Source organism: Streptomyces sp. DSM 116795, from assembly GCF_055792905.1.
In genome coordinates, this window is the sequence record NZ_CM147707.1 from 960,818 (window position 1) to 975,109 (window position 14,292).

Here is a 14,292-nt window from a genome sequence, read left to right on the forward strand (position 1 = left end):
GTCCTGCGATGGATCTGCGCTTCGGTGACAGCAAGCCGACGGACGAGGAGAAGGCAGCCGTCGACGACCTGCTCGGGCCGCCCCCCAGCGCCTGGGAAGGAGCGGACGACCGCACTACGGGCGACCTGCGCTGGGCAGTCGGCGGCCGGGACGCACGGGAGCGGCGCGACCTGCTGTTGCCGGGGCTCCACGCGGTCAACGACCGGGTGGGCTGGATCAGCGAGGAGCGCTCACCTACCTGTGCCGCAGGCTGACGGTGCCGCCGGCCGAGGCCTACGGGGTGGCGACGTTCTACTCGATGTTCTCCATGCGTCCGCGTCCGGCGACCGTCGTGCATGTCTGTACGGACATCGCATGCGCGGCGGCGCCGGGCGCGGACGCCTTCCAGGCCGAGGTGGAGAGCCGCCTGGGCCCGGCGGGCGAGGCGCGCGACGGCGCGGTCTGGCAGCCCAGCCCCTGTCTGGGACTGTGCGAACGGGCACCCGCGGCGCTCGCGATTCGGGCCGGGCAGGGCTGCCCTTCGGCGGCCGGTCCCGGAGCGGCTGTCTCCGCCAACGGGGCCTCGCCCAACGGGAGTTCACCGGCGCCGAGCGGGCCCGCCCCCGCTGAGGCGACATACGCCACCGCCGTCGTCGCGCCCGCCACCGCCGAGGCCGTCGAGGCGGCGGCGCGCGCCCCCGAGGACGCCGCCGAGGAGCCCGATGCCGCGCTGGCCGTACCGCAGGCGGGCGACCCGGAGCTGAAACTGCTCTCCCGCATCGGGGTCGCCGACCCCGGGTCGCTCGACTCCTACCGCGCCAACGGCGGCTACCGGGCGCTGCGCCGCGCGTTCGCCCTCGGCCCGGCCGGGGTGCTGCGCGAGGTCACCGACTCGGGGCTGGTGGGGCGCGGCGGCGCCGCCTTCCCCACGGGCCGCAAGTGGCAGGCCACGGCGTCGCAGCCCGACCACCCGCACTACGTCGTCTGCAACGCCGACGAGAGCGAGCCGGGCACGTTCAAGGACCGCGTGCTGATGGAGGGCGACCCGTTCGCCCTGATCGAGTCCATGACGATCGCCGGCTACGCCACCGGCGCGCACAAGGGCTATCTCTATCTGCGCGGCGAATACCCGCGCGCGCTGCGGCGGTTGACGGACGCCATCACCCAGGCGCGCGCCCGCGGGCTGCTCGGCGACGACGTGCTCGGCCAGGGCTACGCCTTCGACATCGAGATCCGGCGCGGCGCCGGGGCGTACATCTGCGGCGAGGAGACCGCACTCTTCAACTCCCTGGAGGGCAACCGGGGCGAGCCCCGCGCCAAACCGCCCTTCCCGGTGGAAAAAGGGCTGTTCGGCAAGCCGACCGCCGCCAACAACGTCGAGACGCTGGTGAACGTGCTGACCGTCCTGGAGTCGGGCGCCGAGGCGTACGCCGCGATCGGCACCGGGAAGTCCACGGGCCCGAAGCTCTTCTGCGTCGCCGGCAGCGTCGAGCGTCCCGGCATCTACGAACTGCCATTCGGCGCCACACTCGGCGACCTGCTCTCCCTCGCGGGTGCGGCGGACGGACTGCGCGCGGTGCTGCTGGGCGGTGCCGCGGGCGGCTTCGTACGAGGCGACGAGCTGGACATCCCGCTGACCTTCGAGGGCACCAGAGAGGCAGGGACGACGCTCGGGTCCGGCGTGGTGCTCGCGCTGGACTCCTCGGTGCCGCTGCCGCGGATCCTGCTGCGCATCGCGGAGTTCTTCCGCGACGAGTCCTGCGGCCAGTGCGTGCCGTGCCGGATCGGCACCGTACGGCAGGAGGAGGCGCTGCACCGGCTCGCCGAGCGCGTCGGCGGGCCCTCTGCGAACGGAAAGAACGGCGCGAACGGGACCGCGAACGGGACCGACGGCACCGCCGGCACCGCCGAAGACATCCAGCTGCTCCGCGAGGTGGGAGAGGCGATGCGCGACGCCTCGATCTGCGGTCTGGGACAGACCGCGTGGAACGCCGTGGAGTCCGCCATCGACCGACTTGGAGCGTACGCATGACCGCTGTACCGCTGGATCCCCCGCGACGTCTCGTGGAGTTCACCCTCGACGGCGAGCCGGCCCGCGTCGCCGAAGGGGCCACGATCCTCGACGCCTGCCGCGCGGCGGGCAAGGACATCCCCACGCTCTGTCAGGGCGAGACCCTCGAACCGAAGAACGCCTGCCGTGCCTGTGTCGTGGAGGTGGAGGGCGCCCGTACGCTCGCGCCGGCCTGTTCGCGCAAGGCCGAGCCGGGGATGACGGTGAGCACCGACACCGAGCGCGCCCGGCACAGCCGCAAGATCGTCCTCGAACTGCTCGCCTCGGCCACGGACTTGTCCACGACGCCGCGCGCCGCCGAGTGGATCAAGGAGTACGGCGCGAAGCCGGACCGCTTCGGCGAGGACGCGGCCACGATGAACGAGCAGCCGAAGATCGACAACGATCTGTACGTGCGGGACTACGACAAGTGCATCCTCTGCTACAAGTGCGTCGACGCCTGCGGTGAGCAGTGGCAGAACACGTTCGCGATCTCCATGGCGGGCAGGGGCTTCGACGCCCGTATCTCCACCGAGCACGACGCGCCGCTGACGGACTCGGCGTGTGTCTACTGCGGCAACTGCATCGAGGTGTGCCCGACCGGTGCGCTCTCCTTCAAGTCGGAGTTCGACATGCGGGAGGCGGGCACGTGGGACGAGGAGCGGCAGACCGAGACGACCACGGTGTGCGCGTACTGCGGTGTGGGCTGCAACCTCACGCTCCACGTGCAGGACAATGAAATCGTCAAGGTCAGCTCACCGCTCGACAATCCGGTGACGCACGGCAATCTCTGCATCAAGGGCCGTTTCGGCTATCAGCACGTCGGTGGCGGGAACACGGCCGGCGCATGAGGCATCGCGGACGGCAGATGACGGATGTCAGATGACGGATCGCGGACGGCAGATGACAGATAACAGATAACGGATTTCCAACTGCCGATGACCGACATCGGCTGACGGACATCCACTGACGGATGACGGCGGACTCCGGCCGGCCCCGGGCACCCCGCGGCCCGGCCGGCACCGCCGCCCCCACGGGACTCACCGACAGGACTCACCGACAGGACGGACCGAATGGGACGGGTCACTGAGCGACGGCGCGTGCTGCGCATCCGGGACGGTGCGGTCTCCACCCGCCCGGACACCCTCGTCGCCGAGGAGCCGCTGGAGATCCGGCTGAACGGCAAGCCGCTCGCCATCACCATGCGCACCCCCGGTGACGACTTCGCGCTGGCCGCGGGCTTCCTCGTCAGCGAGGGCGTGCTCGGCGCGGCCGAGGAGCTGGCGAACATCGTCTACTGCGCGGGCGCCACCGACGAAGGCTCCAACACCTACAACATCGTCGACGTCCGCCTCGCACCCGGCGTCCCGGTCCCGGACATCGCCCTGGAGCGGAACGTATACACCACCTCGTCGTGCGGCCTGTGCGGCAAGGCGAGCCTCGACGCCGTCCGTACGACCGCACGCTGGAGCATCGAGAACCCGGAGGACCCCGACGATCCCGCCGGGCCTCGCGTGCGTCTCGAACCCTCCGTGCTCTCCTCCCTCCCCGACACGCTGCGCGCGTCCCAGCGGGTCTTCGAACGCACCGGCGGCCTCCACGCCGCCGCCCTCTTCACCGCCGAGGGCGAGCTGCTGGACGTCCGGGAGGACGTGGGCCGCCACAACGCCGTGGACAAGCTCGTCGGACGGGCGCTGCAGCAGGGCGGGCTGCCGCTGCGCGAGTCCGTGCTGATGGTCTCGGGACGCGCGTCGTTCGAACTGGCGCAGAAGGCGGTGATGGCGGGCATCCCCGTGCTCGCGGCCGTCTCGGCGCCGTCGTCACTGGCGGTGGATCTTGCCACGGAGACGGGGCTGACCCTGATCGGCTTCCTCCGCGGCTCCTCCATGAACGTGTACGCAGGTGAGCACCGGCTCGCCCTGCGCACCACGGCCGGCCGGGCCTGACGGTCTCGCCTGCTGCACGGGATAGGGGCTCGGTCGGCGGGAGGCGCCCCCTGCGCCGGCCGGGCCCTTCCCCGTGATCGAAGGGCTCCCTGTCTCTCCGAGCCGTGCCGGATCCCGGTTCCGGGGTCCGGATCCCGGGTTCCGGACTCCTGCAGCAGACGTACTTTCCACCCCGACCGGGAATGCACTTGGAAGGATGTCCGACATCCGACATCTGATATCCATGGGCCGGCTGTTCCCGGGGTGCACCGGAGAGGCCGCGGAAAGGGGCGCGCATGAGGTCGACCTGCTCAGCCTTACGTGACGGAGCCGCCCTCCGGGCCGGGCTCCTCCTCGTCCTGTGCGCGTCGCTGCTCGCGGTGCCGGACCGGGCGGGCGCACATCCGGGACAGGACCGGGCCGGACGGGCCACCGGCTTCACCCAGCAGGTGCTCTTCAAGGCCACGGACGAGACCGGCTACAGCTGCTTCCGCATCCCGGCCGTCGTACGGACGGCCAAGGGCACGCTTCTCGCCTTCGCGGAGGGGCGGGTACGCGACTGCGGCGACGCCGGTGACATAGACATCGTCGTCAAGCGGTCGGCCGACGGCGGTCGTACGTGGGGCCCGCTGCGCGTGGTCAGCCGCGGCGACGGCGACACCCACGGCAATCCGGTGCCCCTGGTGGACCACCGCACCGGGCGGATCCTGCTCGCTCAGACCTTCAACGCCGGGCGTGCCGACGGCAAGAGCTGCGAGTCGCCCTGTGACCGCACCCCGCACCTGCAGCACAGCGACGACGACGGGCAGAGCTGGTCACCGCCCCGGGACCTGACCGCGCAACTCCGCCCGGACGGCTGGAACTCCTGGTACGCGACCGGCCCGGGGCACGGTCTCCAGCTGAGCCACGGCAGCCACGCCGGACGGCTCGTCCTCGGTGTCAACGCCGAGACGTGGCAGGACGGGAGGAACACCCGGAACCATGCGGCGCTGGTCTTCAGCGACGACGGCGGCCGCAACTGGCGCCGCGGCGCCACGGACAGCCACCCGTACGCGGCCGACGGGACCTTCCGTCAGAAGCCGCAGGAGCTGACTCTTCACGAACGCCGCGACGGTGCGGTCCTCGCAAGTGCGCGTGAGACCGAGGGCACCGACCTCGGGCACCGGGCCGCAGCCGTCAGCGCGGACGGCGGGGAGTCCTTCGAGACGCCCTTCCGTACGCTGCCCGGGCTCTACACGCCTCAGGTGCAGGGCTCCGTGCTGCGCCTGGGCGGCAGCGACCGGCTGCTGCTGTCCGCACCCGCCGACCCGGACCGGCGCCGCACCATGTCCGTCCGCTCCTCCTACGACGAGGGCGCGACCTGGGAGGGCGTGGACCGTGGCCGCACCGTGACGGCCGACTGGTCCGGATACTCCGACCTGGTGCAGGCCACCACCGGCGAGGTCGGGCTGCTGTACGAAGGCGGTGCGGCCGACGCACGTGACGAGATCCGGTTCGCGCGCTTCACCGAGGACTGGCTCGGCCCCCGCCGGGGCCCCGACCCGGCCACCCCGGACGAGGCACCGGGCGCCGCGGACGCTGCCGTACTCGGCGGGCCCGGCCAGGTGAGCGGGCGTCACGGTGGCGCCCTGGAGTTCGACGGTCGCGACGACGCGGTGCGGCTGCCCTTCAGCCGCCGACTGCCGCTGGGCGAACGGGACTTCTCGGCCCGCCTGTGGTTCCGCTACACGGCGGAGACGGGCGAGCGGCCCCTGCTGTGGATGGGCGGCGTCGGCACGGCACAGCCACAGGTGCGTCTCGTGGCGGACCCGGCGGGCGGCCGGATCACGGCAGCGGTCACGGCGCGGCGGCTCCCGGCACCTGCCGCCACCGCGCAGGTGGCCACGGCGGGCGCCTACAACGACGGGCGGTGGCATCGCGCGGAACTGCGCCGCGGAGGCGGGCAGTTGCGGCTGACGGTCGACGGGGAGAGCGTGTCCGCGCCCGATGTGCCGGGCTCGGTGAGCGTCGGCTCTCCGTTCGGCGTGCATCTGGGGCAGAAGGTGGACAGCCGGGCGCACTTCACGGGAGCCCTGGACGAGGTGCGGGTCACCGCCGGCGGGCACCGGGTGCTGGATCTTCCGCTGGACAGGGTCCGTACTCCCCCTCGCTCCGCTGGGGGGACCCCCAGCCCGGGCCGCTGAGCCTCCCCCGCCCGCACGCCTGGCCCGCCCGCGCCCCTGGACCGTCCGCCGGTCTACGGGGTGCGGGTGAGCGGCGGGCTCCCGGCTGCCCCGCGGTCGGCCTCTCCGGTGGCACGCACGTGCGACGTCCTCCCCGCCCAGCGCCGCGACAGGAACGCGCAGACGATGAGCTGCATCTGGTGGAAGAGCATCAGCGGCAGCACGGCGAGGCTCGCGTGCGCCCCGAACAGGACGCTCGCCATGGGCAGTCCGGCCGCGAGGGACTTGTTGGAACCGGCGAAGACGGAGACGACGCGGTCGGCTCGTGAGAAGCCCAGCCGGCGCGCCCCGTACCAGGTGAGGCCCAGCATCAGCGCGAGCAGCACGGCCTCGACGCCCAGGAGGGCGAGCAGCCGCAGCGGTGTGATCCGGCCCCAGATTCCCTCGGTCATGCCCTGGCTGAAGGCGGCGTAGACGACGAGGAGAACCGATCCCCTGTCGACGAAGCCGAGGATGCGGCGGTGCCGCGTGAGGAAGCTCCCGATCCACCGCCGCAGCAGCTGCCCGGCCACGAAGGGCGCCAGGAGCTGGCCGACGATGCCGGCGAGCCCGTCCGCGCCGAGCGAGGCGTGACCGCCGACGAGCCAGGCCGCGAGCAGCGGAGTGGCCACCATGCCGACGAGGCTGGAGTAGGTGCCCGCGCAGATGGCCGCGGGCACGTTGCCGCGTGCGACGGAGGTGAAGGCGATGGAGGACTGGATGGTGGAGGGGACCAGGCAGAGGAAGAGCAGCCCTGCCTGCAGCCCGGGTGTCAGCACGTACGGGACGAGCACCCGTGTCGCCAGGCCGAGCAGCGGGAAGACAGCGAACGTGCAGAGAAGGACGAGGAGTTGAAGCCTCCAGTGGCGCATGCCGTCGAAGGCCTCGCGGGTGGAGAGCCGGGCTCCGTAGAGGAAGAAGATCAGCCCGACGGCTGCCTTGGTCGCCCATCCGAGGCCGTCGGCCACGCCGCCGCTCGCCGGCAGGAACACTGCGAGGAGGACGGTGCCGAGAAGCAGAGCGATGTAGGGGTCGGCCAGTTGTGCCAGTCGGCGCATGTCTCCCTCGGGGCGGTGCTGTTGCACCCTCGTGGCGGCGGCCGCAGGCCGGGTGCCGCGCGGGGCGTCGTACGAATCTCCTCCGCCCCATTCTCCCCGGGGCCCTTCGGCTGCTTTACTCGGGGAGGTTCCGTGCAGAAAACTCGTACGATCTGCAACAACCTGACGACGGCCTTCCGATGCATCCCGAAATGACCGGTTGACCGGGTTCGGGACCTCTCCCCGCCAGCTGTTTCATCGGATACGGTCACCGCGCGCTGTGCCTCACACACAGCTGTGCACTGCACGTCGAGGAGCATTCCCATTGCGCGAGTTCACCGTCCCGGCTGTGGCGCCCACGCCCCAGGTTGGCGGGCTGGCTGACACGGTTTTCGATCATGCCACCGAGGACCCGGACCGGGTCGCCCTGTCCCGCAAGGACGCCGCGGGCGAGTGGCAGGATGTGACCGCCGCGGAGTTCCGCGACCAGGTGATGGCTATGGCCAAGGGCCTGCTGGCGGAAGGCGTCCGCTTCGGCGACCGGGTCGCCATCATGTCCCGTACGCGCTACGAGTGGACGCTGCTCGACTTCGCACTGTGGGCCATCGGCGCCCACGTCGTGCCCATCTACCCGACCTCCTCCGCCGAGCAGGTCTGCTGGATGATGCACGACTCGGAGGTCTCGGCCGCCATCGTCGAGCACGAGGACCACGCGATGACGGTCGGTTCCGTCATCGACCGCCTGCCGCAGCTGAAGAAGCTCTGGCAGCTCGACGCCCAGGCGGAGAAGGAACTCATGGCCGCCGGCGCCCACTTGGAGGACGACGTCGTCCACCGGCACCGGCTCGCCGTCACCCCGGACTCCACCGCCACCATCATCTACACCTCCGGTACGACCGGCCGCCCCAAGGGCTGTGTGCTCACGCACGCGAACTTCCTCGCCGACGCCGACGCCATCCAGGGCAAGTACCACCCGGTCTTCAGCTCCAAGCCGAGCGAGCCGCCGTCCCTGCTGCTCTTCCTCCCTCTCGCGCACGTCTTCGGACGTATGGTGCAACTGGTCTGCATACGCGGCAAAGTCAGGCTCGGTCACCAGCCCGTCATGGCGGCGGAAGCGCTGCTGCCCGACCTGCAGAGCTTCAAGCCGACGTTCATGCTGGCCGTGCCCTATCTCTTCGAGAAGATCTTCCAGTCCTCGCGCCGCAAGGCCGAACTGGAGGGCAAGCTCGGCCCGTTCGAGAAGGCCGTGGACGTGGCCGTGCGGTACGCGGAGGCCCTGGAGCACAAGGCGTTCCGCACCGGGCCCGGCCCCAGCGCGTCGCTGCGTCTGAAGCACCAGGTCTTCGACACGCTCGTCTACAGCAAGCTGCGCGAGGCCATGGGCGGCATCTGCCGCGGCGCCATGTCGGGCGGCAGCGCCATGGAGCGCCGGCTCGGGCTCTTCTTCGACGGCGTGGGCATGCGCATCTACGAGGGGTACGGCCTCACCGAGACCAGCGCGGGAGCCACGCTCAACCCGCCGGAGCGGACCCGGTTCGGCACCGTCGGGCACCCGCTGCCCGGTACCACCGTGCACATCGGTGACGACGGCGAGATCTGGCTCCGCGGTCCCCAGATCTTCCAGGGCTACCTCAACAACCCCAAGGGCACCGACGAGGCCCTGCACGACGGCTGGCTGGCGACGGGGGACCTCGGCGCCCTGGACGAGGACGGCTACCTCACCATCACCGGCCGCAAGAAGGAGATCCTGGTCACCTCCGGCGGCAAGAGCGTCTCCCCCGGCATCCTGGAGGAGCGCGTGCGCGCGCACCCGCTGGTCGCGCAGTGCATCGTCGTCGGCAACGACCGTCCGTACGTCTCCGCCTTGGTCACGCTCGACCCGGACGCCGTCACGCACTGGCTCCAGATGCGCGAGAAGCCGGAGCTGAAGCCCACGGACCTCGTACGCGACCCGGATCTGGAGACGGAGGTCAGGCGCGCCGTCGTCGCCGCCAACACGCAGGTCTCGCAGGCGGAGTCGATACGCACGTTCCGGATACTGGCCGCGCAGTTCACCGAGGAGGCGGGGTACGTGACCCCGTCGCTGAAGCTGAAGCGGAAGGCGATCGAGACGGCGTACGCGGTCGAGATCGAGGCGCTGTACCACCAGTGAACGCGCGCCGGGGTCGCATCAGCGCAGTGCCCCGCGCCGGAATGCCCTGCTCCAGGTGATCGTTGACAGAGTGGAAGCGGAATCCTTCGTCGACATGTGAGGACCGATCGTTCGTGAGCAGCGTTCCCGCCATCACCCTCAACAACGGCAGCGTCATGCCCCAACTCGGCTTCGGCGTCTGGCAGGTGCCCGACGACGAGGCGGCGAGTGCGGTGAGCACCGCCCTCGAAGCCGGCTACCGCAGCATCGACACGGCCGCCATCTACGGAAACGAGCGTGGAACCGGCCGTGGTCTCGCCTCGTCGGGCGTGCCCCGTGACGAGGTCTTCGTCACCACCAAGCTCTGGAACGCCGACCAGGGTTACGACTCCGCACTGCGAGCCTTCGACGCCTCCCTGGAGAAGCTGGGCCTGGACTACGTCGATCTGTACCTCATCCACTGGCCGGTGCCGCGGCAGGACAAGTACGCCGAGTCCTGGAAGGCGTTCGAGAAGATCCACCAGGAGGGCCGCGCCAAGGCCGTCGGGGTCTCCAACTTCCACCCGTCGCATCTGCAGCGGCTGCTGAAGGAGTCCGGCACCGTGCCGGCCGTCAACCAGATCGAGCTCCACCCGCATCTGCAGCAGAGCGGGCCGCGCGCCTTCCACGCCGAACACGGCATCGCGACGGAGGCGTGGTCTCCGCTCGGGCAGGGCAAGGAGCTGCTGCAGGAGCCGAAGCTGAACGCGATCGCCGGCAAGTACGGCAAGTCGCCCGCGCAGGTCGTGCTGCGCTGGCATCTGCAGACGGGGAACGTGGTGATCCCCAAGTCGGTGACGCCGTCCCGCATCAGGGAGAACATCGACGTCTTCGATTTCGAACTCGACGCCGGGGACATGGAGGACATCGCCGGGCTCAACACCGACTCCCGGCTCGGCGACGACCCCGACGACATGAACTTCCTGGGCTGAGCAGACCGCCCGGCCCGGGGCCACGAGGCCCGCCTGACGCCGCCGCACGGGACACCGGGCGGCGGCGTCCGTGATTTCACCACGACCGCGCGCGGCACCGACGGCCGCCACCGCACGGGCCCGTGTTCGTACGGGCGTTCCGGTACCTCCATCCGGCCCTCTCACGGGTGGTGCGCCCCGTGCGGCGGCCGGACGCTGGGGCAAGGGTCTGTCGTTTGGATCTGGCTGGATCGTGATCCAGCCAGATCCAAACGAGAGGCCCCTGGGTCGAGAACGCCTGTGCACCAGCGACACGAGGAGAGCACCGATGCCCCGTAAGCTCCCAGTCCTCGCCGTCACGGCCGTGGCCGTCGGCGCCCTCGGCCTCGGCGTGATGCCCGCGACCGCGGGTGAACCCTCCCCGCCCGGCTCCGAGCCAGGCGCCCAGTCCGGTTCCAGAACCGGCTCCGGCTCAGCGAGCGCCGCAGGCTCGGCAGACGCCGCGACGCCCGTCCCGGACATCGCACCCGGCATGCTGGAGAGCGTCAGCAAGGACCTCGGCATCACCACCGCGGACGCGAAGAAGCGGATCGTCAACGAGCAGCGCGCCGTCGCCGTCGTGGAGAAGCTCCGCAAGAAGCTCGGGACGCGCTACGCGGGAGCCTGGGTCACGGGATCGACGTCGAAGCTGGTCGTGGGGACCACCGACCGCGGCGACACCGCCGCGATCAAGGCCGCGGGTGCCGCACCGAAGGTCGTCGACAACAGCCTCGCCGTCCTCGAGGCCGCGAAGCGCGCCCTGGACAATTCGGCGACGAAGCGCGCACCGCGGGGCACCGCGGTGTGGGCGGTGAACGTGCGTACCAACAGCGTGATCGTACGGGCGGGCGAACCCCGGGCCGCCAAGGACTTCCTCAACCGCAGCGGGGCGTCCGCGTCGCTGGTGCGGGTGACGCAGTCCGCCGAGAAGCCGCGCACGTACGCCGAGGATCTGCGCGGCGGCGACGCGTACTACTCGGGCGGTTCCACCCGCTGCTCCGTCGGCTTCGCGGTCACCAAGGGCGACGCGGACGGGTTCGTCACGGCCGGCCACTGCGGAAGCGCCGGCAGCAAGACGACCGGCCACAACCGGGCCGCGCAGGGCACCGTACGGGCCCGCTCGTTCCCCGGCGACGACTACGGATGGGTCGAGGCGAACAGCGACTGGCGGGCGAGGCCGTATGTGAAGGGCCCCGGCTCCGCGAACCTGTCGGTCGCCGGATCGAAGGAGGTCCCGGCCGGTTCCTCGGTCTGCCGTTCCGGGTCGACCAGCGGCTGGCGCTGCGGAACCATCGAGCAGCACGAGGCCACGGTCACCTACAAGCAGGGCACCGTGCGGGGCCTGACCCGTACGTCCGTGTGCGCCGAACCCGGCGACTCGGGCGGCCCGTTCATCTCCGGCGACCAGGCGCAGGGCACGACGTCGGGAGGCTCGGGCGACTGCTCGACGGGCGGTACGACCTACTACCAGCCCGTGGCGGAACCCCTCTCCGAGTACGGCCTGACGCTGAGCACCGATTAGCTGTTGCTGGCCATGAAGTTGTTGACAGAGCCGCTCGAGGGCTGCGACTAGAGCCGAAGGCCATTCATAGATAGGATACGACCCGTGTCGTATCCTATCTATGAGCCGAGGCGACCGGGGCGCCCTCGCGACGAAGGCCGAGAAGCCGAGATCCTCAGCGTCGTGCTTTCGCTATTGAGTGAGGCAGGCATCGATGGGGTGACGTTCGAGGAAGTGGCCCGTCGAGCTCAGGCCTCGAAACGGACCTTGTATCGTCGCTGGGCGACGAAGCAGGAAATGGTGGTCGCGGCGATCAAGGCCGGCCCCGCTGCCGGTAACAGGCCTGAACCCATCGATACCGGTTCTCTCCGTGGAGACTTGCTCGAGCTACTGGGCCGGCTGGAGGCCACGATGGAGGCCGGTTCGCCGGTCAGCCTCACGATCCTGCAAGCGGGCCTTCGAGATCCCGAACTCTGCCAGCACATCGAGGAATCCGCCGGTCCCACGGGTGCTCGGCTCACGGATGCCGCTTTGCAAGCCGCGATCGACCGAGGCGAACTCCCGGCATCTGCCGACCCGTTCGCGTACGAGGAGGTCGCGGCGGCGGTGCTCGTCATTCGCAAGCTCAACGGCCTCACCACTGACGAGGCGTATCGCGAAGCGCTGGTCGACTCCATCCTCATCCCCGCGTTGCAAAGCGGCATCGACGCCGGCCAGCACGGCATCTTCTCCGGCCGCCCTACCCCTGCCGCCCCCGCTCAAAATCAGTGAACGAAGGACCCACCACTATGACCGACCTCACCATCCCCGGCTTCACCTACGACCGCATCAGCGGATCTGACGGGATCAAACTCAACGTCGCCCACGCAGGTCAAGGCTCACCCATCGTCCTCCTGCACGGATTCCCGCAGACGCACCGCATGTGGAGCGCTGTCGCCCAAGACCTCAGCCACGACCACACTGTCATCGCGCCGGATCTCCGCGGCTACGGCGATAGCGACAAGCCCGGCGAAGCCTCTCCCGACACCTACTCGAAGCGCTCCATGGCCGCAGACGTCGTCGAGGCCGTCGCACAGCTCGGGCACGACCGCTTCGCGATCGTCGGTCACGACCGTGGCGCACTCGTCTCCGTCCGCGCGGGCCTTGACCACCCCAACACGATCACGCACATCGGCATCCTCGACGTGCTTCCGACGATGGACACGTGGGACGTCCTGCGCGGCGTCGACGCCAAAGTCGCCTGGCACCTCTACCTCATGGCACAGCCCAAAGGACTGCCCGAGAAGATGATCGGCGCCGTGGCTGACGAGTTCTTCTCATCGTTCCTCGACGCCTGGGATCCCACCGGGACGACTTTCTCGCCTGAGCTTCGAGAGCACTACGTACAGGCTTCGTCGAACGCTGTGCCATCGATCGTCGCCGACTACCGGGCAACCGCGAGCATCGATCTCGACATGGATCGAGCAGACCGCGCCAACGGAACCCAACTCACGATGCCGGTCGCGGCGATCTCCCAAGACTGGGGAAGCCAGCTCGGTTTCGACCCCACCCAGATCTGGGGCGCGTGGGCACCCGACTTCACCTACGAAGCGATCGACGCGGGCCACTTCATGGCCGAAGAGAAGCCCACCCGCGTCGCCGCGTTCGTACGACAACTCCTGACCCGATAGTCGGCTCCATGCTGCGGGCGTTCACACCGTGACCCATCGGAACAGGCCCCCTAACGCCTGAGGGGCGGCAACGACTGGTCGAGCGTCGCCGCACGCGCCCGATTGCTCAAGTGCAGCCGAGATGGGGATCTCGCGAGCTACCGCGTCGAAGCGGGTGAAACGCTACCGCCAGTTCGGAGACCTCGGCCTCGTCGACCGCTCGTCAACCCCATCACGCCAACCGCCCGCGACCGATGGTTCTGTGGTCGAGCGGATCGAATCGATGGGATGGGAGCACAAGTGGTCGGTCGGCGTCTCGCATCGCGTTCGAGCTCCAGCGGGACGGCACCTTGGTCAGTCCCCGCACCGTCACTCGCCTGCTCGCGCAGCTTGGCCTGAACCGCAGGCGTTCATCGACCCGGGTGGCGAGGTCAACCGTGAGCCTCAACGGATCATCGCTGCCCGCGACAGTGACGCCGCTGCGCGTCGACAACTGCTGGCCTCATACAGCTAGCTCGCGCCGTGGCCCGCGGCGATCTCCTCGATGCGGCGGGCGAGTTCGATGTCCTTCTCGGTGACCTGTCCGCCGACGCTGTGCGTGTTCACCGTGACGGACAGCTTGTTGTAACCGAGCCCCATGTCGGAGTGGTGGTTCAACTCCTCCTGGATCGCGGCGACATGGATCACCATCGCGGCGGCCGGCAGGTGCTTGGCGAAGGAGTACGTACGGGCGATGCTGTCGCCGTCCGTGCTCCAGCCGGGAAGGCCGGCCAGTGCCTCGTCGGTCTGCTGCCGGGTCAGCGCTTCAGGAGCCATGACGTCTCTCTCGC

The 14,292-nt window shown here is 70.1% G+C and carries 12 protein-coding genes and 1 pseudogene; 11 read left to right on the forward strand and 2 right to left on the reverse strand.

What is annotated here, in order from left to right:
• Positions 1-8: 8 nt before the first annotated feature.
• The 5 genes from ACSMXX_RS04100 to ACSMXX_RS04120 all read left to right on the forward strand — a co-directional run bounded on the left by ACSMXX_RS04100 (position 9) and on the right by ACSMXX_RS04120 (position 6,137).
• Positions 9-254, forward strand: coding sequence for a hypothetical protein (locus ACSMXX_RS04100; protein ID WP_473182667.1), 246 nt, complete (start codon positions 9-11; stop codon positions 252-254).
• 26 nt (positions 255-280) lie between these two features.
• The gene (locus tag ACSMXX_RS04105; RefSeq protein WP_473184620.1) at positions 281-2,011 is read left to right on the forward strand and encodes an NADH-ubiquinone oxidoreductase-F iron-sulfur binding region domain-containing protein; all 1,731 of its coding nucleotides are present in this window, start codon (positions 281-283) and stop codon (positions 2,009-2,011) included.
• Positions 2,008-2,880 carry a 2Fe-2S iron-sulfur cluster-binding protein gene (locus ACSMXX_RS04110; RefSeq protein WP_473182668.1) on the forward strand — a complete coding sequence of 291 codons (873 nt, stop codon included), beginning with the start codon at positions 2,008-2,010 and terminating at the stop codon, positions 2,878-2,880. Before ACSMXX_RS04105 ends, ACSMXX_RS04110 begins: the two co-directional genes overlap by 4 nt.
• Positions 2,881-3,102: 222 nt before the next feature.
• A complete protein-coding gene (fdhD, locus tag ACSMXX_RS04115; RefSeq protein ID WP_473182669.1) occupies positions 3,103-3,975 on the forward strand; it encodes a formate dehydrogenase accessory sulfurtransferase FdhD in 873 nt (290 codons plus the stop codon).
• Positions 3,976-4,250: 275 nt separating this feature from the next.
• On the forward strand, positions 4,251-6,137 hold the full coding sequence (locus tag ACSMXX_RS04120; RefSeq protein ID WP_473182670.1) for an exo-alpha-sialidase: 1,887 nt from the start codon (positions 4,251-4,253) through the stop codon (positions 6,135-6,137).
• Between the two features lie 53 nt (positions 6,138-6,190).
• Here the strand turns inward: ACSMXX_RS04120 and ACSMXX_RS04125 are convergent, their stop codons facing one another.
• Positions 6,191-7,213 (reverse strand): bile acid:sodium symporter family protein, encoded by a 1,023-nt coding sequence (locus ACSMXX_RS04125; RefSeq protein ID WP_473182671.1) that lies wholly within the window; start codon positions 7,211-7,213, stop codon positions 6,191-6,193.
• Between the two features lie 304 nt (positions 7,214-7,517).
• On the opposite strand from ACSMXX_RS04125, the gene ACSMXX_RS04130 reads away from it, so the two are divergent.
• From ACSMXX_RS04130 to ACSMXX_RS04155, 6 genes and pseudogenes are all read left to right on the forward strand, one after another.
• Positions 7,518-9,344: an AMP-dependent synthetase/ligase gene (locus tag ACSMXX_RS04130; RefSeq protein WP_473182672.1), complete on the forward strand. Its 1,827-nt coding sequence runs from the start codon at positions 7,518-7,520 to the stop codon at positions 9,342-9,344.
• Between the two features lie 113 nt (positions 9,345-9,457).
• The gene (locus tag ACSMXX_RS04135; RefSeq protein ID WP_473182673.1) at positions 9,458-10,294 is read left to right on the forward strand and encodes an aldo/keto reductase; all 837 of its coding nucleotides are present in this window, start codon (positions 9,458-9,460) and stop codon (positions 10,292-10,294) included.
• A gap of 307 nt (positions 10,295-10,601) precedes the next feature.
• Complete coding sequence (locus ACSMXX_RS04140; RefSeq protein WP_473182674.1) at positions 10,602-11,834, forward strand: S1 family peptidase; 1,233 nt, start codon at positions 10,602-10,604, stop codon at positions 11,832-11,834.
• Between the two features lie 84 nt (positions 11,835-11,918).
• Entirely contained in the window at positions 11,919-12,584 is a 666-nt protein-coding gene (locus ACSMXX_RS04145) for a TetR/AcrR family transcriptional regulator (protein ID WP_473182675.1), read from the forward strand.
• A gap of 17 nt (positions 12,585-12,601) precedes the next feature.
• On the forward strand, positions 12,602-13,483 hold the full coding sequence (locus tag ACSMXX_RS04150) for an alpha/beta fold hydrolase (RefSeq protein WP_473182676.1): 882 nt from the start codon (positions 12,602-12,604) through the stop codon (positions 13,481-13,483).
• Between the two features lie 35 nt (positions 13,484-13,518).
• Positions 13,519-13,922: pseudogene (locus ACSMXX_RS04155) on the forward strand (helix-turn-helix domain-containing protein); the annotation flags it as partial.
• A 50-nt stretch (positions 13,923-13,972) separates the two neighbouring features.
• On the opposite strand, the gene ACSMXX_RS04160 reads toward ACSMXX_RS04155, so the two are convergent.
• Complete coding sequence (locus ACSMXX_RS04160) at positions 13,973-14,278, reverse strand: 4a-hydroxytetrahydrobiopterin dehydratase (protein WP_473182677.1); 306 nt, start codon at positions 14,276-14,278, stop codon at positions 13,973-13,975.
• Positions 14,279-14,292 lie beyond the last annotated feature (14 nt).